Raw genomic sequence first — 26,216 nt, 5'->3', positions numbered from 1 at the left:
AACGAACTGACCGACGAGTCAACAGAGCAGAACCTGTTAACCACCTTTAGGAGCTGCTCATGTTCGACAAGTCGTCGCACAAGTTTGAAGTCAATTACATCTTCCAGAACGACCCGCGCGTTCAGATCATCGAATCTGACGAGGAGCGCATGTCGCAAGGCAGCGCGGCGCGGCATCTGATCGAACTGCATAACGGTGATGCCGAGAACAGCCTGGTGATGCCGGAGGCGAACGCCGACGAAGCCAAGCTGCTGGAGCAGGCCGAAGTCATCGGTATCACCGATATCCGCGTGACCAAGCTGGTCCACGAACATAAGCCGGGAACCACGCCCGGCCATTACCAACAGCCATAAACGAAAAGAGCCGCGGTAAGCGGCTCTTTCTTCTCCAGGCGGCTTCCTCAGCCGTGATACTTGGCCGACAGCTCGTGCACCGACTCGATGAAGGCGCCAGCGTGGGCTGGATCGACTTCTGGCGTGATGCCATGGCCCAAGTTGAAGACGTGACCTTCGCCATGACCGAAACTCGCGAGAATGCGGCCAACCTCGGCACGGATCGCCTCCGGCTTGGCAAACAGCACACTGGGGTCCATGTTGCCCTGCAACGCAACCTTGTCACCGACCCGCGCCCGCGCGTTGCCGATATCGCAGGTCCAGTCGAGGCCCAGCGCTTCGGCTCCGGTATCAACCATGGACTCCAACCACAGGCCGCCGCCCTTGGTGAACAGAATCACCGGCACGCGGCGCCCGTCGTGCTCGCGAATCAGGCCGTCGACGATCTTCTGCATGTAGGCCAGGGAGAATTCCTGATAGGCCGCTGCCGACAGGCTACCGCCCCAGGAGTCGAAAATCTGCACTGCTTGAGCACCGGCTAGAATCTGCCCATTGAGGTAGCTGGTCACCGACTGCGCCAGCTTGTCGAGCAGTGCATGCATGGCCTGCGGGTTTTCGTAGAGCATCGCCTTGGATTTGCGGAAATCCTTGGATGAGCCGCCTTCGACCATGTAGGTCGCCAGCGTCCAAGGGCTGCCGGAGAAGCCGATCAACGGGACTCGGCCATTCAACTCGCGGCGAATGGTGCGCACCGCGTCCATCACGTAACCAAGGTCCTTCTCCGGATCCGGGATCGGCAGCGCCTCGATGTCAGCCATGCTGCTGACGACTTTCTTGAAGCGCGGCCCTTCGCCAGTCTCGAAGTACAGCCCCAGACCCATGGCGTCCGGCACGGTGAGGATGTCCGAAAACAGGATGGCTGCATCCAGCGGGTACCGCTCCAGCGGCTGTAGCGTGACCTCGCAGGCAAGCTCGGGGTTCATGCATAGGCTCATGAAGTCGCCCGCCTTGCTGCGGCTAGCCCGATATTCCGGAAGGTAGCGTCCGGCCTGGCGCATCATCCACACCGGGGTGACGTCGACAGGTTGCTTGAGCAGGGCGCGAAGGAAGCGATCGTTCTTCAAGGCAGTCATGTCTGGGTTCCAGCAAAAAAGTGGCAGCATTGTCGCAAAGCGGAAAACAAAAGGCACGGCGAGCGCCGTGCCTTTTGTCTATGGGCTTGATTCTCGTCAGACGGGCTGGCGTTGTGCAAGCCAAGCGTAGGGTGGATGTCGCTTTTTACATCCACCTTGCCCTGCCCGGTGGGCCGAAGAAGCGGGACCCACCCTACGGATCAGACTTCCAGATAGTCCAAGATACCCTCGGCGGCCTGACGGCCCTCGAAGATCGCCGTCACCACCAGATCGGAGCCACGCACCATGTCGCCGCCCGCAAAGATTTTCGGGTTGCTGGTCTGGTGCTTGAACTGTCCCATCTCCGGCGCTACGACACGGCCCTGGTTGTCGGTCTGGATGCTCTGCCCTTCGAACCAGTCGGCCGGGCTCGGACGGAAACCGAACGCAATGACCACGGCATCGGCCGGCAGCACTTCTTCGGAACCGGGAATCGGCTCGGGGCTGCGACGGCCGCGGGCATCCGGCGCGCCAAGACGAGTCTCGACCACCTTAACGCCCTCGACTTTGCCTTCGCCGACAATGGCAATCGGCTGGCGGTTGAAGAGGAACTTCACACCCTCTTCCTTGGCATTCTTCACTTCCTTGCGCGAACCGGGCATGTTTGCCGCGTCGCGACGGTAGGCGCAGGTCACGCTCTTGGCGCCCTGACGAATGGAAGTGCGGTTGCAGTCCATCGCCGTGTCGCCGCCACCGAGGACTACGACCTTCTTGCCCTTCATGTCGACGAAATCTTCCGGCGACTTCTCAAAGCCGAGGTTGCGGTTGACGTTGGCAATCAGGAAGTCCAGCGCGTCGTGTACGCCAGGCAGGTCTTCACCGGGGAAGCCGCCCTTCATATAGGTGTAAGTACCCATGCCCATGAACACCGCATCGTAGTCGGCCAGCAGCTGTTCGATGCTTATGTCCTTGCCCACCTCGGTGTTCAGGCGGAACTCGATGCCCATCCCGCCGAAGATCTCGCGCCGGCGGCTGAGGACGCTTTTCTCAAGCTTGAATTCGGGAATACCAAAGGTCAGCAGACCGCCGATCTCGGGGTTCTTGTCAAAGACCACCGGGGTGACGCCGCTGCGTACCAGCACATCGGCACAGCCGAGACCGGCAGGGCCGGCACCAATGATCGCGACCTTCTTCCCGGTCGGCTTGACCTTGGACATGTCGGGGCGCCAGCCCATCGCGAATGCGGTATCGGCGATGTATTTCTCCACCGAACCGATGGTGACCGCGCCGAAGCCATCATTGAGGGTACAGGCACCCTCACACAGACGGTCCTGCGGGCAGACTCGTCCACAAACTTCCGGCAACGTATTGGTCTGGTGCGCCAGTTCGGCAGCGGCGAGGATGTTGCCCTCGGAAACCAGCTTGAGCCAGTTGGGAATGTAGTTATGAACCGGGCACTTCCACTCGCAATAGGGGTTGCCGCAACCCAGACAGCGATGGGCCTGCTCGCAAGCCTGCTGCGGCTTGAAGGGTTCATAGATCTCGACGAACTCTTTCTTGCGCTGGCGCAGCAGCTTCTTTTTCGGATCCTTGCGCCCGACTTCGATGAACTGGAAGTCGTTATTAAGACGTTCAGTCATTTCAAAACCTCTTAGCGGCAGCCGCAAGCACAGGGCTGCAAGCTGCATGACAATCACGGAGCGGGGCGGGCCTCGGGCTCATAGCCGAGGCTTGCCGCTTGAATCTGCTTTTTATTGGGGGTTGGCCCGAGTGGTCGACAGCAACGATGCCAGGTTGGCCGCCTTGGGCTTGACCAGCCAGAAGCGCCGCAAGTAATCGTCGAGCTCTTCCAGAAGCATCGCACCCCATGCGCTGCCGGTCTCGGCGACGTACTCGCGCAGCACCTCTTGCAGATGGCTACGGTGAGCTTCCATCGCCTCGCCCGTAATGCGCTGCAGGTTTACCAGCTCGTTGTTCACCCGATCGACGAAACTGTTATCCATGTCCAGCACGTAGGCGAACCCTCCGGTCATGCCGGAACCGAAGTTGTATCCGGTCTTGCCAAGCACGCAGACGAAGCCGCCGGTCATGTACTCGCAGCAATGATCGCCAGTACCTTCCACGACCGCATGCGCACCGGAGTTACGCACAGCGAAGCGCTCACCGGCGGTGCCGCTGGCGAACAACTTGCCTCCGGTGGCGCCATATAGGCAGGTATTGCCGACGATGGCCGAATGCTGCGATTCGAAAACGCTGCTCTTCGGCTGAGTAATCACCAGCTTGCCACCGGTCATGCCCTTGCCGACGTAGTCGTTGGCATCGCCTTCCAGATACAAGTGCAGGCCGCCAGCGTTCCAGACGCCGAAACTCTGACCAGCCGTGCCCTTGAAGCGGAACGTGATTGGTGCATCCTTCATGCCCTGGTTGCCGTGCACTCGGGCGATTTCGCCCGACACACGCGCACCGATGGAACGGTCGCAGTTGCAGATGTCCAGCTCGAATTCACCGCCACTCTTGGCATCGATGGCCGCACGCGCGAGCTTGACCATCTCTTCGGCCAGCAGGCCCTGGTCGAATGGAGGATTCCTTTCTACTTCGCAGAATTGCGGCTTGTCGGCCGGAATGTGATCGCTGCCGAGCAGAGGCGTCAGGTCGAGATGGTTCTGCTTGGACGTGTCGCCCGGGAGCATTTCGAGCAAATCTGTACGCCCGATCAGCTCCTCCAGGCTACGCACGCCCAGCTTGGCCAGCCATTCACGAGTTTCTTCGGCGACGAAGGAGAAGAAGTTGACCACCATATCGACCGTGCCGATGAAGTGGTCCTTGCGCAGTTTATCGTTCTGCGTCGCGACGCCGGTGGCACAGTTGTTAAGGTGGCAAATGCGCAGGTATTTGCAGCCCAGCGCAATCATCGGTGCGGTACCGAAGCCGAAACTCTCCGCGCCCAGGATCGCCGCCTTGACCACGTCGAGGCCGGTCTTGAGGCCGCCATCGGTCTGTACCCGTACTTTGCCGCGCAGATCATTGCCGCGCAGGGTCTGATGAGTCTCGGCCAGGCCAAGTTCCCACGGGGAACCGGCATAACGGATCGACGTCAGCGGCGAAGCGCCTGTGCCGCCGTCGTAGCCGGAGATGGTGATCAGATCCGCATAGGCCTTGGCGACACCCGCCGCAATTGTGCCTACGCCTGGCTCAGCCACCAGTTTGACCGACACCAGCGCAGTCGGGTTGACCTGCTTGAGGTCGAAGATCAGCTGTGCCAGATCCTCGATCGAATAGATGTCATGGTGCGGTGGCGGTGAAATCAGGGTGACGCCCGGTACCGCATAGCGCAGCTTGGCGATCAGGCCGTTGACCTTACCGCCCGGCAGCTGACCGCCTTCGCCGGGCTTGGCACCCTGGGCAACCTTGATCTGCAGCACTTCAGCGTTAACCAGATACTCGGGCGTGACACCGAAACGGCCCGTCGCGACCTGCTTGATCTTCGAACTGCGCTCGGTGCGGTAGCGCGACGGATCCTCGCCACCCTCTCCCGAGTTGGAGCGCGCACCAATGCGGTTCATCGCCTCGGCGATCGCTTCGTGAGCCTCAGGTGACAGCGCGCCGAGCGAAATGCCAGCCGAATCGAAGCGCTTGAGGATCTGCTCGAGCGGTTCGACCTCCTCGAGTGCCAGGGGTTGGTCCGATACCTTGAGCTTGAGCAGGTCACGCAGCATCGCCGCAGGGCGCTGATCGACCAACGCGGTGTATTCCTTGAAGCGGTTGTAATCGCCTTCCTGCACCGCCACTTGCAGCGCCGCGACCACATCCGGGTTATAAGCATGATATTCGCCGCCATAGACGAACTTCAGCAGGCCGCCCTGCTGGATCGGCTTGCGCGCGCTCCACGCTTCTGCCGCGAGCGCCTTCTGCTCGGCTTCCAGATCGCTGAAGCGCGCGCCCTTGATACGGCTGGCGACGCCACGGAAGCTGATGTCGACGACTTCATCGGCCAGGCCCACGGCTTCGAACAGCTGGGCGCCACGGTACGAGGTGATCGTCGAGATGCCCATCTTCGAGATGATCTTCAGCAAGCCCTTGGATATGCCCTTCCGGTAGTGCTTGAACACTTCGTAGAGGTCACCCAGCACTTCACCTGTGCGGATCAGATCGCCGAGTACTTCGAAGGCGAGGAACGGATAGACCGCCGTCGCGCCGAAACCGATCAGTACCGCGAAGTGATGCGGATCACGCGCGGTAGCGGTTTCCACCAGGATGTTGCAGTCGCAGCGCAAGCCGGTTTCGATCAGACGGTGATGCACCGCTCCAACGGCCAGCGACGCATGCACCGGCAGCTTGCCCGGCGCGATATGGCGGTCGCTGAGGATCAGCATGACCTTGCCGCTGCGTACGGCTTCCTCAGCCTGGTCGGCGATGTTGCGCACCGCGGCTTCGAGGCCGACGGATTCGTCGTAGTTGAGGTCGATCAGCTGGCGTTCGAAGCCTGGGCGATCGAGCTCCATGATCGTGCGCCACTTGGCCGGAGAGATTACCGGAGTGGTCAGAATCGCGCGGTTGGCGTGATCGGCGGTTTCCTCGAAGACATTCCGCTCGGCACCCAGGCAGGTTTCCAGCGACATCACGATGGATTCACGCAGCGGGTCGATCGGCGGGTTGGTGACCTGCGCGAACTGCTGGCGGAAGTAATCGAACGGCGAACGCACGCGCCGCGACAGCACGGCCATTGGCGTATCGTCGCCCATGGAGCCGACCGCTTCCTGACCCTGCTCGGCGAGAGGCCGCAGCACCTGGTCACGCTCCTCGAAGGTGACCTGGAACATCTTCATGTACTGCTTGAGCTGGTCGGCATCGTAGAACGCCGAGCCATGGTCGTTATCGTCCAGGGTCGACTGGATGCGCAGCGCGTTCTGGCGCAACCATTTCTTATATGGATGCTGGGACTTCAGGCGGTTGTCGATGTCATTGGTATGCAGCACCTGTCCCGTCTCGGTATCCACCGCCAGGATCTGACCCGGCCCCACGCGGCCCTTGGCGATGACGTCCTCGGGCTTGTAATCCCACACGCCGACTTCAGATGCCAGGGTGATGTAACCGTTAGTGGTGGTCACCCAGCGCGCCGGACGCAAGCCGTTGCGGTCAAGCAGGCAGATCGCGTGGCGACCATCGGTGAGTACCACACCGGCGGGGCCGTCCCAGGGCTCCATATGCATGGAGTTGAACTCGTAGAAGGCCCGCAGGTCCGGGTCCATGGTCTCGACGTTCTGCCAAGCCGGCGGAATGATCATGCGAAGACCGCGGAACAGATCCATGCCGCCGGTGACCAGCAGCTCCAGCATATTGTCCATGCTAGAGGAGTCAGAGCCGGTACGGTTGACCAGCGGATCAAGGCTTTCCAGGTCCGGCAGCAGCTCGTTGGCAAACTTCAGTCGACGCGCCTGTGCCCAGTTGCGGTTACCGGTGATGGTGTTGATCTCGCCGTTATGGGCGAGGAAGCGGAACGGCTGGGCCAGCGGCCATTGCGGCATGGTGTTGGTGGAGAAGCGCTGATGAAATACGCAGATGGCGGTCGCCAGACGCTCGTCGCCGAGATCGGGATAGAACTGCGCCAGGTCGGCCGGCATCATCAGGCCTTTATAGATGATGTCCTTGTCGGAGAGGCTGCAGACATAGAACTCCTTGTCACCAGCCAGTGCGACTTCGGCGCGGCGGCGAGCGAAGAACAGCTTGATGCCGAACTCGCGCTCGGACAGGCCTTCAGCGCAGACGAACACCTGCTCGATGCGCGGCAGGCGCTCCAGCGCCAGGCGACCGAGCACGGTAGTGTCGACCGGCACCTCGCGCCAGCCGACCAGGGTGAGCCCCTGGGCTGCAATCTGTTCGTTGATGCTGGCTCGGGCCGCGTCCGCCTTGGCCGCGTCCTGGCTGAGGAAAATCATACCGACGGCATACAGCGCCGGAAGTTCGGCATCGAAATGCTGCTTGGCCATGGCCCGCAGAAACGCATCGGGTTTCTGCATCAACAGCCCGCAGCCATCGCCGGTTTTACCGTCGGCGTTGATCCCGCCTCGGTGAGTCATGCAGGTGAGGGATTGAATAGCGGTCTGAAGCAGGTGATGGCTTGCCTCGCCCTGCATGTGGGCGATCAGACCGAAGCCGCAGTTATCCTTGAACTCTTCAGGACGAAACAGACCTGCTCTCATAGGCACTCCACCAGCTAAATGCGTTGTAAATCAACCCCTTATTGACGGCGCACGGAACCGCCCCGTCATACACGTGGGCAAAAGGGGGAGCAGTTTACAAAGCCCGGTAGAACGACACAATTTATTTTTGCAAGCCCCAAAACGGTGCGTCGCGCACTTTTTTGGGGCGATTATCAACGAGTCTGCGCAATTTCCTGTTGCACGCTAGCGAAACTCCGCGCCCAAGGCTTGCCCGCCCTCAACGAAGCCGGCAGCGCCTCGATAGCTTCCAGCGCGGCATTGCGGCTGGAAAAGGAGCCGTGAGTAACAACGTAAAGTGGCTTACCCTCGTGCTGCTTGACGAAATAACGGAAGCTTTCGCCATGCTGCTCCACCAGCGCCTTGGCGTTACTCTGGGCACGCGTCCCCAATACCTGAATCAGATAATTGGTTTTGGGCTGACTGGTGTACCAGCTTGCCGCAGAAGCAGCCGCGCCGGACTTCTCGGTAACCTGCCGCACCGGATTCTGGGGCGCCTCGGTTACGGGCCGAGGTTCAGCCGGCGGGCTTTGGACTGTAGCGGGAGCTGTAACTTCAGCGGGAGCCTGAACGGCACTAGGCGTCGGCTCGACAGCGATTACCGGCTCCTGCGCTACTGGCGGCTCATCCAGCTCTGTGCTGCCGGCGGCTGCAAGGGGTTCGCGCATGATCGGCTGGTCTGGCTGGGATTGGATGACGTCCGGCGTGGATTCGCCTACAGCGCCCTCCCTGCCCGCTGCAGCTCCACTCACATCGAGCGGCAAACTGGTGGTGGCCGGCGTCACCGATTGATCATCCGAATTACGCATAAGCAACGCGATCACAACGATACAAACGACCGCCGCCAACGCCAGCACGTGCTTCATCGGCAAGGGTAAACTCCATCCACTTGGCTTTCGGCGCCCCTTGGAATGCTGCATCGCATCGAGAAGCTCTTCCCGGGCCGCCTGGTTAATTGCACCAGGCCAACCGCCGGCATCCTCGTGGATACGCAGGATCTGCTCTTCGCTGAAGCAATCCAGCCCGGCCCCTGCACCCTCGAGACGCAACGCCAGATACTCACGCGTCTCGTCTTCCTCGTAGGGCTGAAGCGCGATCACATGAAAGCGCTCCTCACCCTCGACTAGCGCCTCCAGACGGCCTACCAATGCCTGCTCGCCGAACAAGAAGACATGCGGCCGTCCCTCGGGATTGCCCTCAGCCAATCGCAACAGTGTTTCGACCGCCGCGCCGGTAAGTCGCTCGGCATCATCAACCAGCACGTAGACTTCCTGCCCGGTCAGTGCCAACTGAATGATTTGTCCCATGATCGATTCGAAATCAGCATGCTGGCTACCGAGCGCCTGCGCGATCTGTTGCAGGACGATATTCGAATCGATGGTTTCTTGTGGCGAAATGACCACACTCTGGACGGCCTGCTTGTTGCTGCTCGCAACAAGCGCCTGGCGCACCAGTGTCTTGCCACTGCCCTCCGGCCCCGTCACCACCAACAGCAGCTGGCTATAGCGAGCAAGATGATGCAGCTGCCCAAGCACCGGCTTACGTTGGGCCGGGAAGAACTTGAAGCCAGGCACACGCGCAGCGAAAGGGTCATGACTGAACCCATAATGGTTCAGGTACGAATCGTCAGCAGACAAACTGGTCATGGAAATCTCTTAGGTTCTTGATTCTTGCGTAAGCGCGTCGTAGTTGACGTTCAATGTGGCTTCCAGCATCTCCCGCGGGAAGTCGCTAGTGACCACAGCCTCGCCCAGCCGCTTGAGCAGGACCAACCGCAATTGCCCGTTCAGGACCTTCTTGTCGACTGCCATATGCTGCAGAAAATCCTCGGCACGCATATTGGCCGGAGGCACTACCGGCAGGCCGGCACGCGATAGCAAACGCACCGCACGGTCTCGTTCTTCGACAGAGATCCAACCGAGCTGATGTGACATCTCAAGCGCCATGACAGTGCCCGCTGATACTGCCTCGCCATGCAACCAGACGCCGTACCCCTGATGGGTTTCGATGGCATGACCGAACGTATGCCCCAGATTCAGAGTGGCACGAATGCCTGATTCCCGCTCATCTGCACCGACGACCCTTGACTTTGCCGCACAGGAACGGCGTATCGCTTCGGTCAACGCCGTCTGGTCCAAGCCTCGAAGTTTATCGACGTTATCTTCGAGCCATCCCAGGAACGGCTCGTCGCAGATCAGGCCGTACTTGATGACCTCAGCCATGCCGGCGGACAGCTCTCGCGCCGGCAACGTAGCCAGCGTCGCGGTATCTATCAGCACTGCCTGCGGCTGATAGAAGGCCCCGACCATGTTCTTGCCGAGGGGATGGTTGATGCCCGTTTTGCCGCCCACCGAAGAGTCCACCTGAGACAGCAGGGTTGTTGGAATCTGGATGAAGTCGACGCCACGCTGATAACTGGCGGCGGCGAAACCGGCCATATCGCCAATAACACCGCCGCCCAGCGCGATGATCGTAGTGTTGCGGTCATGCCTAGCCGTCAGCAATGCATCGAATATCAACTGCAGCGTCTGCCAGTTCTTGTGCGCTTCACCATCGGGAAGCACAACCGGAGTAATGGCATAGTCGGCGAGGCTGCGCGAGAGCCGCTCAAGGTAGAGAGGCGCAACGGCGTCGTTGGTGACGATCGCCACCTGTTTACCGCGGATATGGCGGGACAACAGCTCACCGCGATCGATGAGCTGCTCGCCAATGAATATCGGATAGCTACGCTCGCCGAGATCGACATGTAGAGTCTGCATAGGTCCCCTCACGATCAAAGGGAGCTAGGATAGCGCAGATCGATCCAGGCTTTCACGAGCGGCCAAGGATTGAAGCTGGCCGAGAATTTCCACCACCACCAGCCGCGGCGGGCGCTCGTCCGTCTGGATGATGATGTCCGCGATTTCACGATAAAGCGGATCACGCACAGCCATCAAACCGGTCAGGATCTCGCGAGGGTTAGGAGCTTGCAATAGCGGGCGATTGCGGTCCCGGGAGGTGCGGTCAAGCTGCTGCTCGACAGAAGTGCATAGGTAGATCACCCGGCCGCCAGCACGTAGCAGGTGGCGATTATCTTGCCGGAGCACCGCGCCACCACCCGTTGCCAACACCACACCCCGCATCTGACACAGAGCCTCGATAGCGGCATGTTCCCTCTCGCGAAAACCCTGCTCACCCTCGACATCGAATATCAGCGGAATGCTGGCACCCGTGCGCTGCTCGATCTCCTTGTCGGAATCCCGAAAGGGGAGACGAAGCTCCTTGGCGAGCAGGCGTCCGATGGTGCTCTTACCGGCGCCCATCGGACCTACGAGAATGATATTTTCCAAGGAAATCAACGATTCACTGCGATAGCCTGGTGATTTAGGATTCTCGGCGTCAGAAAGATGAGAAGCTCAGACTTCGCGTCAGACACAATATCTCGCCGGAACATGCGGCCAAGATACGGTAGATCGCCGAGGAAAGGAACCTTATCCACCGACCGGCTCTGTGTGTTGGAAAACACGCCCCCAATCACGACGGTTTCGCCATCATTTACAAGTATCTTGGCATTAACTTCGTTTTTGCGAATCGTCGGAGTGCCATTGACGTCATTTGCGAAGTCAGGCTCATCCTTAGTGACCTTTACTTCCATAATGATCCGGTTATCCGGCGTAATCTGTGGGGTAACCTCAAGCGATAGCGCTGCTTCCACGAACGTGGTGGAGGTAGCCCCGCTAGAACTTGCTTCTTGGTACGGAATCTCGGAACCTTTCAGAATCTTCGCCGTTTCCTTATCAGCAGTCATGACCTTCGGCTGAGAAACAACCTCGCCGTTACCGGATTTTTCCATCGCCGAAAGCTCAAGATCCAAGATTAGATTATTGGTTATGTAACCGATTCCAATCCCGGAGGTAGGATTCGCCACACCCAAGTCAACGAACGGAACGTTGCCGTTGCTGTCTTCGCCCGAGTTACCGCCTTCATCACCCGAGTCGTCGTTTCCATATACAAGCCCGCGGCCATTAGCGAACTGCTGGGACCCCCCCCAACGCACACCGAGGCTTTTGTCGTAGTCGACATTGGCCTCGACGATACGGGCCTCGATCATTACTTGACGCACCGGAATATCGAGCTGGACAACAATGCGACGCAGCTCGTCCAGACGCTCTTGTGTCTGATAAGCAATGATGTTGTTGGTACGATCATCAACAGCGATCGAGCCGCGGTCTTCACTCGTTCCCTCCTTGTCGGTTACCGACTGAAACAGCCGGGCGATATCAGAAGCTTTCGCATAATTGACCTGTACCACTTCACGACGCAGGGGCGCCAGCTCAGCGATCTGCCGCTGCGCCTCCAGCTCCTGGCGCTCACGTGCAGCGATCTCGTCTGCCGGTGCAACCAGCAGTACGTTACCGACCTGACGCTTATCGAGGCCCTTGGTTTTCAGCACAAGATCAAGCGCCTGATCCCAGGGCACGTTCTGCAAACGCAGCGTGATATTGCCCTGCACGGTATCGCTAGCCACGAGATTGAGGTCGGTAAAGTCTGCGATCAGCTGCAGAACAGAGCGCACATCGATGTCCTGGAAGTTCAGCGACAGCTTTTCCCCCGAATAGGTGAAATGCTCGGCCTTGCGCTTCTCGGCATCCGCTTCGCTAAGCGGCTTGACGCTGATCGTCAGCTTGTCATCGGTTTGGTACGCCAGATAGTCATATCGTCCGCTGGGCTCGATGGCGATACTTGCGCCATCGGCCTTGCTGCTCGAATCGACGAACTTGACCGGAGTGGCAAAGTCCTGCACATCCAGCCGGACACGGAGCGACTCTGGCAGTTGGGTCTTGGCGAAGGAGACGCGAATCTTGCCGCCCTGCTCTTCTATGCTAGGGCTGATCGATGGATCCGACAGGGTAATAACCACGTTACCGGCACCGTCTTCGCCCCGGCGGAAATCGATGTTGCTGATCGACTTGCCCGCAGCCATGGCAGGGGCCGGCGCGACCTGGCTTACTGCCACAGCCGGAGCAGCTGTGACCGCAGCTGGCGATGAGCCGCTTTCGCCAAGGACGACGAATAGATTGTTTCCGTCTACACGGGTCGAATAGGGAACCAGCGACGTGAGATTCACGATGAGACGAGTCCTTCCTTGGGCCTCGACCACCGTCACACTCCGCGCATTGCCTACTCCAAGCTCGTGATTCTTGGACGCCAGCTTGCTGGAGACGCCTGGTAGATCAAGGGCGATGCGTGCCGGCTGGTCGAGCGTATAACCGCGCGGAGTCGGTACCGGCTCGTCGAAAGCCAGCTTCAACTCAACACGGTCGCCAGGTAGTGACGCGACGTCGAGCGAGTTCAGATTTGCCGCTAGCAGAGCGGGCGAAATTAGCGCCGCCAGCAACGACAAACCGAGACGAGAGAGTGTGGTATTCATAAAAGGCTTCCGTTGTGCAGACCGGTATAGGTTTTCCATTTTTGCCATGACTCAAGAACGCTCTTTCAAGGTCAGGCTACGCGGGCGCTCAAGCCACCCACCCTCTCCGTCCGGAACGATTTCAAGCACATCCACCTCGGCTTCGCTGATCTCAACGATACGGCCATGGTTGCGCCCCAGATAGTCACCGACCTTGACTCGGTGAACCCCGTCACCACCTTTGATCAAGGCGTACTTACCCCCGCCATTGGTCAGCGTGCCGACCATGACGAAGTTTTCGATGTTGAATTCCTCGAGAAACTGCTTGATGCGCGTCTCGTCGGGCCGAATGTCTTTCGATCCTTTCTGCCGCTGGGTCAGATCGATCTTCATCGGCGGCTGAAATGGATGGCGCAGTGAAGCAGCACTGTAGGTAAAAGCTTCATACGGCAGGAACGCCGGCAGCGGCTCAATCGTTCCTTTTGGTTTGGCTCGTACTTCGCTCATGTATGCGCGTAGATCGTCGAAATCTCCGCTGGCGCCGCACCCGGTCAACAACACGAGACCCAGGCCTAGCGCGACAAGTCGGGCTCCGTTCATTTCTGCAGCCCCTTGTCGTTATAACGATAGGTCTTCGCCAAAATACTCATGTGCAATTTTGAAGATGACTCTTTGCTGTGGGGCTTTATCTCGAAATCGTGCAGGGTGACGATCCGCGGCAGGCTCGCTACGCCACTGACAAAGGTCGCGAGGTCGTGATAGCCGCCAACCACTTTGATCTGTATCGGCAGCTCGATGTAAAACTGCTGGGTCACCTCTGGCTGCAGTTTGATTTCCTCGAACTCCAACCCACTACCCAAACCAGTATGGGTAATGTCTTCAAGCAGACCTGGAACTTCGGTGTCGCTAGGCAGCTGTCGCAACAAAGCACCAAACGACGCTTCCATTTCGATCATCTGCGCCTTGTAGGCTTCGAGGTTCGCAGCCTGGAACGCCTTCGTGGAGAACTGCTGTTTCAGCGTTTCCTCCTGCGCCTTTTGCTGGTCGAGACTGGCCTGCATATCGCTGAGATAGAAGTAGTACCCGCCCCCAAGCACCAAAACCATTAGCAATATTGCGGCGATAACCTTCACTGCGGCGGGCCAGGAGCCCAGGTTATTCATATCCAGATCGGACAGATCTACACTACGGAGGCTCTCCATGGAGCTCGCCAGACTCATGGCTTATCTCCCTCAACAGTTGCAGCCGGCTGTGTCTGCTGCACCGTTAGCTGAAACACGTTTTCCTGATCAACTGCGCCCGCAGTGACCGCCTTCACTTCGTTCAGGTTAGGCGCGTCCAGCCACTCAGAACCGTCCAAATTTCGCATCAGGTTAGAGACCCGGTTGTTGGATTCCGCACCACCGACGATGGCGATGTTCTTGTCGGTCATTTTCAAACCGGTGAAGTACACGCCGTCAGGTAACGTACGTACGAGCTGATCGAAAACCCGACCGATAATGGGTCGATTTCCCTGCAGGTCCTGAATGATCTTCATACGCTCAAGCAGTTGCTGCCGACGTTCGCGCAATTCCTTGATTTCAGCGATTCGGGCGTCCAGCACCGCGATTTCTTTGCGGATGAAATCGTTTCGCGCGTTCTGTCGCTCGATGGCATGCGTGAAATATTGGTCGGCAAGAAACAGCAGGCCCACCGCAACAACAGCGACCCCAGCGAGCGATACCAAGAAGCGCTGCTTACGCTCTTCGCGTAGTTGTTCGCGCCAAGGTAAAAGGTTGATCCTGGCCATCAGTCGAAACTCCTCAAGGCCAGCCCACAGGCAATCATCAGGGACGGCGCATCACTGGCGAGTGCGCCAGCGTTGACCTTGCTACTCAAGGCCATATCGGCAAATGGGTTGGCGACTAGAGTCTGGGTTCCGATTTTCTGCTGAATCAACCGATCCAGCCCGGGAATCGAAGCCGTGCCACCGGCCAGCAGGATGTAATCCACGTCGTGAAATTGCCCCGCAGCGAAGAAGAATTGCAGCGAGCGCGACACCTGCTGAACAACCGCCTCTTTGAACGGCTGCAACACTTCGCTGTCGTAATCGTCTGGGAGGCCTCCCTGCTTTTTGGCCAGGCCAGCCTCTTCCATCGACAGGCCGTAGCGACGCTGAATTTCTTCGGTCAACTGGCGGCCGCCGAACAGCTGCTCGCGCGTATAAATGGTGCGCCCGTTATGCAGTACGCTCAGCGTGGTCATGGTCGCGCCGATATCGACGAGCGCGACAGTCAACTCATCGTGCCCCGCACCCAGCTGCGGCGCCAACAGGCCGTATGACCGCTCCAGGGCATAGGCCTCTACATCGACTACCTTGGCCGTTAGCCCGGCCAAGGCCAGAGCCGCCTCGCGGATTTCTACGTTCTCCTTACGGCACGCCGCTAGCAGCACCTCGACACGGCCAGGCGAACGGGTGGCAGGCCCCTGCACCTCGAAATCAATGGCGACTTCTTCCAAGGGATACGGGATGTATTGATCCGCTTCTATCTTTAGTTGGTTTTCCAAATCGTCATCATTCAGCCCGGCATCCATCTCGATGCTTTTGGTAATGACTGCCGAGCCGGAAACCGCTACGGCAGCGGACTTGACGCCGGTTTTCGCCTTCGCCAGCAAGCGGGACAGGGCCTGACCCACGCCCTCGAGCTCAGCGATATTCTTCTCCACCACAGCATTCGGCGGAAGCGGCTCGACCGCATAAGACTCAACCCGATAACGGGAGCCTGAGCGGCTTAATTCCAGTAGCTTGACGGACGTCGAACTGATGTCGATCCCAAGCAGCGTGTTCGCTTTCTTAGTGAAGAGCCCTAGCACGGCCGATTTCCTATCTTTATCCGCTACTTACGGATTAATTATGTTTGTCCGCATTAGATAACAGCCTTGACAGAAGCGCAAATGGCTCCCCAGCAAAAAAACCGCTTATAATGTGAACGGTTTTTCCTTTCAGCATTGTCTGCGGCTTACACCTCATTCCCCACCCTGGATTCAACGAACCCCGATGCGTTTTCTGAAGTTTTTCCTATGGTCGTGCCTGGCTGTTTTCTGTGGACTTTTGCTCAGTCTCAGTGGCGCGTTTCTTTATCTCAGCCCCAACCTGCCATCGGTCGAATCGCTACGCAGCATACAGCTCCAGATACCGCTGCGCGTGTATAGCGATGATGACAAGCTGATCGCCGAATATGGCGAAATGCGTCGCTCCCCTATCGGCTTTGATGAAATACCTAAGGATTTCATCGCCGCATTATTGGCGGCAGAAGACGATAATTTCGCTAATCATTATGGCGTCGATGTTTCCAGCCTGATGCGCGCTGCCACGCAATTATTGAAAACCGGCCATATTCAGACCGGCGGCAGCACCATCACCATGCAGGTCGCAAAGAATTACTTCCTCACCAGCGAGCGAAGCTTCTCCCGCAAGATCAACGAGATTCTCCTTGCGCTTCAGATCGAGAGAGAGCTGAGCAAGGACGAGATCCTCGAGCTGTATGTCAACAAGATCTATCTGGGCAATCGCGCCTACGGCATCGAGGCGGCGGCCCAGGTCTATTACGGCAAGTCCATCGACGAGCTGAGCCTGGCGCAGATGGCCATGATCGCCGGGCTGCCCAAGGCGCCATCAGCCTTCAATCCATTGGCCAATCCAGAGCGCGCCAAGGAAAGGCGCGACTGGATCCTCGGTCGGATGTACCGGCTCGGCCGGATAGATGAGACCCGCTACCAGCAAGCGCTGGCGGAAGTCGTCGATGCGTCCTATCACGGCTCGTCGCCAGAGCTTGATGCACCTTATGTAGCCGAGATGGCGCGCGCCGAGATGGTAGGCCGCTTCGGTAGCGCCGCGTACACCGATGGGTTCCGCGTCTACACAACCACCAGCAGCGAGCGGCAAATCGCTGCCAATCAGGCCCTTACCGAGGGACTGATCGACTATGACCAACGCCATGGCTACCGGGGGCCCGAAGCACGGCTTGCCGGCACCGATCATGGAGCGTGGCTTAAGGAGCTTGGCACTTACCGTGGCCAGTCCGGCCTGCTACCCGCCGTTGTCAGCCAGATGTCCAACGACACAATCAAGGCCTTGCTTCGGGACGGCAGCGAACAGACCATCAGCTGGGAAAGCATGAAATGGGCTCGCCCGTTCATCAACACGAACAGCTTAGGCCCTATACCGAAAGCACCATCGGACGTGGTTAAGCCGGGTGATGTCATTCGGGTCCGGATGGTCGATGGCAAGGCGCTGTTCAGTCAGATACCCCAGGCCCAGGGGGCACTGGTATCCCTGGATCCGCTTGACGGCTCCATCGAAGCGCTGACTGGCGGATTCTCCTTCGGCCAAAGTAACTACAACCGCGCGATCCAGGCCAAGCGCCAGCCCGGCTCGAGCTTCAAGCCCTTCGTCTATAGCGCAGCGCTGGATGCGGGCTTCACCCCCGCGACGCTGGTTAATGACTCCCCAATCGTTTTCGTCGAGGAAGGGCTAGACCGGGTTTGGCGACCGAAGAACGACAACAACACCTTCCTCGGCCCGATCCGCCTGCGCGAGGCGCTCTATAAGTCGCGCAACCTGGTCTCGATTCGTCTGCTACAGACGCTCGGCATCCCATATACCCTCGACTACATCAAACGCTTCGGATTCAAGACGGAAGATCTGCCCGCCAACCTGTCACTGGCGCTTGGCACGGCGACCCTGACGCCTATGGAAATCGCTACCGGCTGGACCGCATTCGCTAATGGCGGCTACAAGATAGAGCCCTATCTGATCAAGCGCATCGAGGACCGAGATGGCAAGGTCATATTCGAGGCAAACCCGGTGCGCGTGCCGGAGCGCGGCATGGCTCAAGCAGAAGAGAACGAAGCGACATTAACCAGTTATGCCCAGAGCGAAACGTCACTGGCAGATGCTTCGGAGCCGGCCAGGCCAGAGCCGGTGTATGCCGAGCAGATCATTGACGAGCGAACTGCTTACATCATGACCAGCATGTTGCAGGACGTCATCAAGCGCGGCACGGGCCGGAAGGCGCTGGCGATGGGCCGGGGCGACATCGCGGGAAAAACGGGAACCACCAATGAATCCAAGGACAGTTGGTTCTCCGGCTATAACGCCGACATCGTGACAACCGTCTGGACCGGCTTCGATCAACCCCAAAGCCTTGGGCGCCGGGAATACGGCGGAACGGTCGCGCTGCCTATCTGGATGAAGTATATGAGCTCGGTATTAGAGGGCGTTCCCGAGCACGCACCTGCCGAACCCGACGGCATTCTGACCCTCCGGATCGACCCAAAAAGCGGCCGAGCGGCTGCCCCGGGCACCACAGATGCCTACTTCGAGATCTTTCGAAGCGAAGATTCGCCACCCAACATGGACGGCGAGCTAACTCCAGGCTCCATGTTGCCTGATAGCCCATTACCGGCTTCCGAAGCAGCGCCGATCGACCTGTTCTAAGGCAACCCGCCCGTCGACGGCTCGATACCGACGACGAGGCACAACGGACAAAATGATCGCAGGGCTTCGCTAACCAAGCGAGGGCACTCCCTCGGCAGTAAGCGATAACCAGCTCCTGACCCAGCTTAATAAAAAACCCCAGCCAAGGCTGGGGTTTCTTTTTTCGCATAATCTCCGCCGAAGCAGAGCCAAGACGGACCTAATCAGTTATTGAACACGTCATCGACGGACTTGAGCGGGTAGTTAGAAGGATACGGCAGTGTCGCTACTCCGCTCTCGATCGCAGCCTTCGCCACAGCGTCGGAGACAAGCGTAATCAAGCGCGGATCCATCGGCTTCGGAATGATGTATTCGCGCCCGAACTGCAGGTGCTCCACCCCATAGGCGGCGGCAACTTCAGCCGGAACCGGCAGCTTGGCCAGGTCGCGCAGAGCAATAGCGGCTGCGATCTTCATTTCTTCATTGATGCGCGACGCGCGGACATCCAGCGCCCCGCGGAAAATGAACGGGAAGCCCAGCACGTTGTTGACCTGGTTCGGATAGTCTGAACGGCCCGTAGCCATGATCACGTCGGAACGGGTTGCATGAGCGAGCTCAGGGCTGATTTCTGGATCTGGGTTCGAGCATGCGAACACCACCGGGTTTGCCGCCATACGCTTGAGACCTTCGGAGCTCAGCAGATCGGGGCCTGACAGACCCACAAAGACATCGGCGCCATCGAGCGCGTCATCCAGGGTGCGTTTGTCGGTTTCATGAGCAAACACAGCCTTGTACTGGTTCAGGTCATCGCGGCCGGCGTGAACGACACCTTTGCGATCGATCATGAAGATATTCTCGATCTTTGCGCCCATGCTCACCAGCAGCTTCATGCAGGAGGTAGCGGCAGCACCGGCACCCAGGCAGACGATCTTTGCTTGCTCCAGCGTCTTGCCAGCAATCTCCAGCGCATTGAGCATGCCTGCCGCGGTAACGATGGCGGTGCCGTGCTGATCATCGTGGAACACAGGGATATCGCATTGCTCGATCAGCGCCCGCTCGATCTCGAAGCACTCGGGCGCCTTGATGTCTTCCAGGTTGATTCCACCGAACGTGATGGAAATGCGCTTGACCGTATCGATGAAGGCCTGCGGGCTCTCTGCATCAACTTCGATATCGAACACATCGACGCCGGCAAAGCGCTTGAACAGGACACCCTTGCCTTCCATGACAGGCTTGGATGCCAGCGGCCCCAGATTGCCCAGGCCAAGAATCGCGGTGCCATCGGAAATCACAGCGACCAGATTGCCTTTACCGGTGTAACGGTAAGCCAGCTGCGGATCACGACTGATTTCGCGAACCGGCTCCGCTACGCCAGGGCTGTAGGCCAGCGACAGATCGCGAGCGGTGGAAGTGGGCTTGGTCAGCTCGACACTCAACTTCCCCGGACGGGGCTTTGCATGGTAGTCGAGAGCGGCAGTTTTCAGGTCAGTCATGAGGCATTTCCGCTTATTTTACTGGGACAGACAGGGGGCCGAGCATACGCCAAGAGCAAGCGCCGTCACAAGCCGATGGGAAAGGCGGACTGTCAAGGGTTCGCTCTACGACTTTCAGCTGAGGGCCGGCCACTTAACCGCACGCATCCTGCAACACCTCGGAGGCCGGGTTAAGGCAGCGAAACCAGCATCGATGGGTGGTTCACTCGCAGCAACCATCGCGCCTGCCGCGACAAATCCGCACGCCCCTTGCGGTCGACCACCCAACCCCTGGCCTCGACCTCCTTGCCCGGAAGGCCCGCCAGCGAATCACCGAATGCCGCAACCGCTTCGCGGGGAATCTGGATTACCAGCGAGCCATCCAACTCCAGCCAGACACCACCCCTATTCACCTCCAGCCGATCGACGCGCGCTCTGACCAGCGCGAAACCACCGCGGCGCAGGCCTCCGGCCGAGACTAACGGCGATTGGCGCCACACACCCTTGCCGGCGGTCCGCGCCCCTCGCTCTATCAATTGGTGGCAGCTAGCCAGTGCTGTATTCGGCGCGATAGCTACGAAGAAACCCAGCCCTTCGGCCAGCAGAACAGCTTCTAGATTATCGCCACGCAAGTCGAAGGCATGAGCCAGGACCCGGCCGTAATGATCCCTGGCTTCCTGGCCAAGGCGTAGATCAATGTATCCACCGCTGGTCTTCACAAGCGCCCGCAAGCGTCGCCTGGCGGCGTCGGCGAAAGGCTCGGCAGTGCGCCCCTTGCGAGCCATTTCAGGCGCATTGAGGCCAAGCAGACGGACGTTACGGCCGTCGACCAGACGCAGCGTGTCGCCATCGATGACCGTATCCACCGCCACTCGAGAGAGCGGACCGCTAGCAGAACAAAGCGCCTGGACCTGCAAGCTGAAGATGACGGAAACGAAAAAGGCGCCCACCAGGGACGCCTTTTTCAAATGCTCGGAAAACCTCACAGGATTCCCGTCGCGGCGACAGCTTACTTAGCGCCGAACACACCGAAACGCTGCTTGAAGCGATCGATACGGCCGCCGGTATCCAGCACTTTCTGCTTGCCGGTGTAGAACGGGTGGCACTCAGAGCAAACGTCGATGCTCAGGTTCTTGGCCAGCGTGGAGCGAGTCTTGATGACGTTGCCGCAGCTGCAAGTGGCTTCGATTTCAACGTAGTTAGGATGGATATCGGCTTTCATGGAAAAATCCTCTAGGACTTGTGCCGCCACCCGACCCTATGTCGAGTACCGCACGGAAGGGCGCGAATAATACCAGAGCCCTGTAGCGATGCAAGGGCAGCTGATCGCCAGGGGAAAAGGTATCCCGTTTTTCAGGCCAACCATGCGCCGTAGCCCGCATCCAGACCTGCTGCCGGATCGGATCGTTTAAGATCGACACTCGTCGCCAAGGATTACCGTGTGCCCCAACCCATACTCCGCCTCGCGCTGCCCTCGCCACTGCGTAGGCTCTTCGACTATCTCCCACCCGCCGATGTCCCGTACGCCGAGCTGCAGCCAGGCATGCGGCTGCGGGTCCCGTTCGGCCGGCGCGAAATCGTCGGAATTCTGGTGGAAGTTGTCAGCCACAGCGAGGTGCCCGAGGCGAAGCTAAAACCTGCGCTGGAGCTGCTCGACGCCCGCGCCCCATTGCCACCGGCATTGTTCAAGCTGTGCCTGTGGACCGCTCAGTATTACCAGCACAGCCTAGGCGATACGCTGAGTTGGGCGCTGCCGGTTCTGTTGCGCCAGGGCGAGCCTGCTGAAGCAAAACAGGAGCGCTTCTGGCATGTTGCGAACGACGCGCGACCGGAAGACCCGCGGCTGAGCAGGGCACCCCGTCAGCGCGAAGCGTTGAGGACCATCGCCCAGCATCCGCATGGCGTCGCCCACTCGCTCCTGAGCCAGCTTCAGCTGAGCAAGGACAGCCTCGACCTGTTATTGCAGAAGGGCCTGTTGCGCATCGAGACCCGTCGCAGTCATCTGACTCAGCGACATCAAGGCAGCTGGCTGCTGCAACCGGAACTGCCACTGAACCAGGAGCAAAGAGCCGCCTTCGAAGCCATTCGCGCAGGCCTGGGTGGCTTCCAGACCTTCCTGCTGGCCGGCGTTACCGGCAGCGGCAAGACTGAAGTCTATCTGCAGCTGATTCATCATGTACTCGAAGCCGGCAAGCAGGCACTGGTTCTGATCCCGGAGATCAACCTCGGCCCGCAAACCCTGGCTCGCTTCGAGCAACGCTTCAACGCCCGCATCGCCCTGCTGCACTCCAATGTCAACGACCGTGAACGATTGGACGCCTGGCTGGCGGCACGGGACGGAGAGGCAGATATCATCATCGGCACCCGTTCGGCACTGTTCACCCCGATGAAGAACCCGGGATTGATCATCCTCGACGAGGAGCACGACGCCTCCTATAAACAGCAGGAGGGTCTTCGCTATCACGCCCGCGACCTAGCGGTGGTCAGGGCTCGCCAAGAGAACCTGCCGATTCTGCTCGGATCGGCAACGCCATCGCTTGAGAGCCTGCATAACGCCCACAGCGGCCGCTACGCATTGCTCAAATTGACCCAGCGGGCCGGTGGTGCACAGGCGCCGCGCTTTCTGCGCCTTGATGTGAAAAGCCGGCCGCTGGACTCGGGCATCTCTGGCCCGCTGCAGCAGGCCATGGCGCAGACACTCGCCGCTGGGCAACAGGTGCTGGTGTTCCTGAATCGTCGCGGCTTCGCCCCTTCGCTGCTGTGTCACGATTGCGGCTGGCTCAGCCAGTGCCCCCGCTGCGACGCCAGAATGACTCTGCACCAACGCCACAACGAGTTGCGCTGTCACCATTGCGGCCACGCAGAGCGCCCGCCGCGCAGCTGTCCGGAGTGCGACAAGCTCGACCTGCGCCCTGTCGGCGCCGGCACTGAGCGCGCGGAAGAACGGCTGGCCGTTATCTTTCCGGATTACCCCGTGCTGCGCATCGATCGCGACAGCACCGCGCGCAAGGGCTCGATGGAGCAACTACTTACCATCATCAACCGCGGCGAGCCCTGCCTGCTGGTAGGCACCCAGATGCTCGCCAAGGGCCACCATTTCCCCCGCGTCACCCTGGTCGCCATCCTTGATGCGGACGGCGGGCTATTCTCGGCGGACTTCCGCGCCAGCGAACGTATGGCGCAGCTGATCGTTCAGGTGGCTGGCCGCGCTGGCCGTGCCGAGGAAGCTGGCAAGGTGATCATCCAGACCCACCTAGCCGACCATCCACTGTTGGTTCAACTGACCGAGCAAGGCTATTTCGCTTTTGCCGACCAGGCCTTGAGCGAGCGCCGCGCCGCCAGCCTGCCCCCTTTCAGTCATCTCGCGCTGCTACGCGCCGAAGCGGTGAAACCCGGCCAGGCCGAAGATTTCCTCGACCAGGCCTGTAGCCAGGCGGAACAGCTCATGGCGCAATTCGGTCTCGGCGGCGTCGAGCTGCTGGGGCCGGTACCCGCACCGATGGAGCGACGCGCGGGGCGCTTCCGTGCGCAGTTGCTGCTACAGGCCAATGCCCGGGCGCCGCTGCATAAGCTGATGGGCGCATGGTTGCCGCTGGTGGAAGCACTGCCGGGCAGCCGTACTGTACGCTGGTCGCTGGATGTCGATCCGATCGACCTGTTCTGACGCCTCCCGGATCCAGCCACAAGCCGCAACTAAGCGCCTTAAGCCTTGAAGGTTCGCCCCCCGGGCACCGATAATGCCCAGTTTTCGACCAAAGCCTTCGGGCCGACCGAGCAAACGATGAAAGACAGCATTCGCGACCTGATCCAGCAAGCCCTGACCCGCCTCATCGCTGAAGGCGTGCTGCCCGACGGATTGAATCCGACGATCCAGGTGGAGAACACTCGCGACAAGACTCATGGTGACTTCGCCAGCAACATCGCCATGATGCTGGCCAAGCCAGCCGGGATGAAACCCCGCGATCTCGCGCAGAAGCTCATCGAAGCATTGCCGGCCGATCCCAGCGTCAGCAAGGTGGAAATTGCCGGCCCGGGCTTTCTGAACTTCTTCCAGAACAGCGCCGCATTGGCCCAGCGCCTCGATGCCGCCCTTGCCGACCCGCATCTGTGCGTCAGTAAGACAGGCCCGACGCAGCGAGTTGTCGTCGACCTTTCCTCACCGAACCTGGCCAAGGAGATGCATGTCGGCCACCTGCGCTCGACGATTATCGGCGACGCCGTGGCGAGAGTGCTGGAGTATCTCGGCGACGAGGTGATCCGCCAGAACCACGTGGGTGACTGGGGTACACAGTTCGGCATGTTGTTGGCTTATCTCGAAGAGAACCCCGCCGCCGCCGAAAGCGAGCTATCCGACCTCGAGCAGTTCTATCGCGCGGCAAAACAGCGCTTCGACGACTCCGCCGAGTTCGCCGAGCGCGCTCGCGAGCTGGTGGTCAAGCTGCAGGCCGGCGACGTCGATTGCCTGCGCTTGTGGACCCGCTTCAACGAGATTTCCCTATCGCATTGCCAGAAAGTCTACGACCGCCTCAACGTCCAACTGACGCCTGACGATGTCAAGGGCGAGAGCGCGTACAACGCCGAGCTGGGCGACATCGTCGCTGCGCTTAAGGCCAAGGGCTTGCTGAGCGAAAGCAATGGCGCCCGGTGCGTCTTCCTTGACGAGTTCAAGAACGCCGAAGGAAATCCGCTTCCGGTGATCGTCCAGAAAGCCGGCGGCGGCTACCTCTACGCCACCACCGATCTGGCGTCCATGCGCTACCGCAGCCACCAATTGCACGCCGATCGCGCGCTGTATTTCGTCGACCAGCGCCAGGCCCTGCATTTCCAGATGGCCTTCGAGGTCGCACGCCGCGCCGGTTTCGTCCACAGCGACATGCAACTCGAGCACATGGGCTTCGGCACCATGAATGGCGCCGATGGCCGTCCCTTCAAGACCCGCGACGGCGGCACCGTAAAGCTGGTCGATCTGCTCGACGAAGCCGAACAGCGCGCCTACAGCCTGGTAAAAGGCAAGAACCCGGACCTGCAAGAAACCGAACTGCGCCAGATTGCACGCGCCGTCGGCATCGGCGCCGTGAAGTACGCGGACCTGTCGAAGCACCGCACCAGCGATTACAGCTTCAACTTCGAGCAGATGCTCAGTTTCGAAGGCAACACCGCGCCCTACCTGCTTTACGCTTATACCCGCGTCGCCAGTGTGTTCCGCAAGCTAGGCACCAGCATGGACACGCTTGCTGGCGAAATACAGCTGGAAGCTGAACAGGAGCAGGCCCTGGGCGCAAAGCTCGCGCAGTTTACGGAAGTACTGAATGGCGTAGGAGAGAAAGGGGTTCCGCATTTGCTGTGCAGTTATCTGTACGACCTCGCCGGACTGTTCTCCAGCTTCTACGAGCACTGCCCAATACTGACCGCCGAGAGCGAAACCGAGAAACAGAGCCGCCTGCGCCTGGCCGCCCTGACCGGCAGAACCCTCAAGCAGGGCCTGGAGCTGCTTGGTCTGGAAACGCTGGAGCGGATGTAAGTGGCAACCAGGAAGAAACCCGCCCCGAAGCGGGGCGCGAGCCGCTACCAGGCGCCGGCCAAGAAGCCCGTTCCCGGCTGGGTCTGGCTGGTTTGCGGCCTGGTCATCGGCGGCTTCATCATGTTCCTGATGAATCTCGAACCCGGTGGGGACGAGATCAAGCGCGCCAAGGACATGCCCAAGCCCAAGGAGCAGCCGAAGCGCTCCGCGCCGGCAACGGGCCACCCAGCGAAGCCGAAGTACGACTTCTACACGCTACTGCCTGAGTCGGAAGTGATCCTGCCGCCAGAAGAGCCGAAGCCGGAGCCGCCAAAGCCCGTTACGCCCGAAGAAGCCGCCAAGATCGATGCGGCGCGCGCCGAAGCCGCATTGAATGGCCAGGTACCGCCACCCCCACCGATGGTAGCCAAGGTCCCCGTCACCCAGTTCTTCCTGCAGGCCGGTTCGTTCCGCAAGCAACCGGAAGCGGAAAAAGTCAGGGCACAGATCATCCTGCTGGGTCAGGATGTGCGGGTCGAGAACGTCACCGTGCGCGACGAAGACTGGTACCGGGTGCTGGTCGGCCCCTTCGCCAATCGCGAGCAGCTTGGCCAGGCGCAGAAGACCCTGTCGGCAAGCGGCTTCAACAACCTGCTGCTCCAGCAACGACAGGCGCGCTAAGCAGAGGCACCACTTCACTGAACATCACGCAGGACGCCGAAACGGCGCCTGCGT

The 26,216-nt window shown here is 59.8% G+C and carries 19 protein-coding genes; 5 read left to right on the top strand and 14 right to left on the bottom strand.

Features of this window, described 5'->3' with window-relative positions; translation table 11 throughout:
* Positions 1–59 precede the first annotated feature (59 nt).
* Positions 60–353, top strand: coding sequence for a hypothetical protein (locus tag H3028_RS07865; protein ID WP_181296470.1), 294 nt, complete (start codon positions 60–62; stop codon positions 351–353).
* 47 nt (positions 354–400) lie between these two features.
* On the opposite strand, the gene hemE is transcribed toward H3028_RS07865, so the two are convergent.
* From hemE to H3028_RS07810, 11 genes are all read right to left on the bottom strand, one after another.
* The gene (gene hemE / locus H3028_RS07860; protein WP_181296469.1) at positions 401–1,465 is read right to left on the bottom strand and encodes a uroporphyrinogen decarboxylase; all 1,065 of its coding nucleotides are present in this window, start codon (positions 1,463–1,465) and stop codon (positions 401–403) included.
* 200 nt (positions 1,466–1,665) lie between these two features.
* Positions 1,666–3,084 carry an FAD-dependent oxidoreductase gene (locus tag H3028_RS07855; RefSeq protein WP_181296468.1) on the bottom strand — a complete coding sequence of 473 codons (1,419 nt, stop codon included), beginning with the start codon at positions 3,082–3,084 and terminating at the stop codon, positions 1,666–1,668.
* Between the two features lie 111 nt (positions 3,085–3,195).
* Positions 3,196–7,644: a glutamate synthase large subunit gene (gene gltB, locus H3028_RS07850; protein WP_181296467.1), complete on the bottom strand. Its 4,449-nt coding sequence runs from the start codon at positions 7,642–7,644 to the stop codon at positions 3,196–3,198.
* Positions 7,645–7,817: 173 nt separating this feature from the next.
* Entirely contained in the window at positions 7,818–9,308 is a 1,491-nt protein-coding gene (locus H3028_RS07845) for an SPOR domain-containing protein (protein ID WP_181296466.1), read from the bottom strand.
* A gap of 9 nt (positions 9,309–9,317) precedes the next feature.
* Positions 9,318–10,421, bottom strand: coding sequence for a 3-dehydroquinate synthase (aroB, locus tag H3028_RS07840; protein WP_181296465.1), 1,104 nt, complete (start codon positions 10,419–10,421; stop codon positions 9,318–9,320).
* 24 nt (positions 10,422–10,445) lie between these two features.
* Positions 10,446–10,991 (bottom strand): shikimate kinase AroK, encoded by a 546-nt coding sequence (gene aroK, locus H3028_RS07835; protein ID WP_181296464.1) that lies wholly within the window; start codon positions 10,989–10,991, stop codon positions 10,446–10,448.
* 5 nt (positions 10,992–10,996) lie between these two features.
* The gene (pilQ, locus tag H3028_RS07830; protein ID WP_181296463.1) at positions 10,997–13,072 is read right to left on the bottom strand and encodes a type IV pilus secretin PilQ; all 2,076 of its coding nucleotides are present in this window, start codon (positions 13,070–13,072) and stop codon (positions 10,997–10,999) included.
* Positions 13,073–13,123: 51 nt separating this feature from the next.
* Positions 13,124–13,651: a type 4a pilus biogenesis lipoprotein PilP gene (gene pilP, locus H3028_RS07825; protein WP_181296462.1), complete on the bottom strand. Its 528-nt coding sequence runs from the start codon at positions 13,649–13,651 to the stop codon at positions 13,124–13,126.
* The gene (gene pilO, locus H3028_RS07820; protein WP_181296461.1) at positions 13,648–14,271 is read right to left on the bottom strand and encodes a type 4a pilus biogenesis protein PilO; all 624 of its coding nucleotides are present in this window, start codon (positions 14,269–14,271) and stop codon (positions 13,648–13,650) included. The genes pilP and pilO overlap by 4 nt, the downstream gene beginning before the upstream one ends.
* On the bottom strand, positions 14,268–14,840 hold the full coding sequence (gene pilN, locus H3028_RS07815; protein ID WP_181296460.1) for a type 4a pilus biogenesis protein PilN: 573 nt from the start codon (positions 14,838–14,840) through the stop codon (positions 14,268–14,270). Before pilN ends, pilO begins: the two co-directional genes overlap by 4 nt.
* Positions 14,840–15,904 (bottom strand): pilus assembly protein PilM, encoded by a 1,065-nt coding sequence (locus H3028_RS07810; RefSeq protein WP_181296459.1) that lies wholly within the window; start codon positions 15,902–15,904, stop codon positions 14,840–14,842. Before H3028_RS07810 ends, pilN begins: the two co-directional genes overlap by 1 nt.
* 184 nt (positions 15,905–16,088) lie before the next feature.
* On the opposite strand from H3028_RS07810, the gene H3028_RS07805 reads away from it, so the two are divergent.
* Entirely contained in the window at positions 16,089–18,530 is a 2,442-nt protein-coding gene (locus H3028_RS07805; protein ID WP_181296458.1) for a penicillin-binding protein 1A, read from the top strand.
* A 203-nt stretch (positions 18,531–18,733) separates the two neighbouring features.
* Here H3028_RS07805 and H3028_RS07800 read toward each other — a convergent pair whose 3' ends face one another.
* The 3 genes from H3028_RS07800 to rpmE form a co-directional block, all read right to left on the bottom strand.
* Positions 18,734–20,002: a malic enzyme-like NAD(P)-binding protein gene (locus tag H3028_RS07800; RefSeq protein WP_181296457.1), complete on the bottom strand. Its 1,269-nt coding sequence runs from the start codon at positions 20,000–20,002 to the stop codon at positions 18,734–18,736.
* 170 nt (positions 20,003–20,172) lie between these two features.
* Positions 20,173–20,967 (bottom strand): thermonuclease family protein, encoded by a 795-nt coding sequence (locus tag H3028_RS07795; RefSeq protein ID WP_181296456.1) that lies wholly within the window; start codon positions 20,965–20,967, stop codon positions 20,173–20,175.
* 23 nt (positions 20,968–20,990) lie between these two features.
* A complete protein-coding gene (gene rpmE, locus H3028_RS07790; RefSeq protein ID WP_003283472.1) occupies positions 20,991–21,203 on the bottom strand; it encodes a 50S ribosomal protein L31 in 213 nt (70 codons plus the stop codon).
* Positions 21,204–21,422: 219 nt separating this feature from the next.
* Between rpmE and H3028_RS07785 the strand changes: the two genes are divergently transcribed.
* From H3028_RS07785 to H3028_RS07775, 3 genes are all read left to right on the top strand, one after another.
* Positions 21,423–23,645 (top strand): primosomal protein N', encoded by a 2,223-nt coding sequence (locus tag H3028_RS07785; RefSeq protein WP_181296455.1) that lies wholly within the window; start codon positions 21,423–21,425, stop codon positions 23,643–23,645.
* A gap of 117 nt (positions 23,646–23,762) precedes the next feature.
* The gene (gene argS, locus H3028_RS07780; protein WP_181296454.1) at positions 23,763–25,502 is read left to right on the top strand and encodes an arginine--tRNA ligase; all 1,740 of its coding nucleotides are present in this window, start codon (positions 23,763–23,765) and stop codon (positions 25,500–25,502) included.
* A complete protein-coding gene (locus H3028_RS07775; protein WP_181296453.1) occupies positions 25,503–26,162 on the top strand; it encodes an SPOR domain-containing protein in 660 nt (219 codons plus the stop codon). It abuts the gene before it with no gap.
* The last annotated feature ends 54 nt before the right edge of the window (positions 26,163–26,216 follow it).

The sequence above is a fragment of the Pseudomonas sp. Q2-TVG4-2 genome, assembly GCF_013620795.1.
Taxonomy (GTDB): Bacteria; Pseudomonadota; Gammaproteobacteria; order Pseudomonadales; family Pseudomonadaceae; genus Stutzerimonas.
The sequence above is the reverse complement of the archived record's forward strand: the minus strand, read 5'-3'. Positions and strand labels throughout refer to the sequence as shown.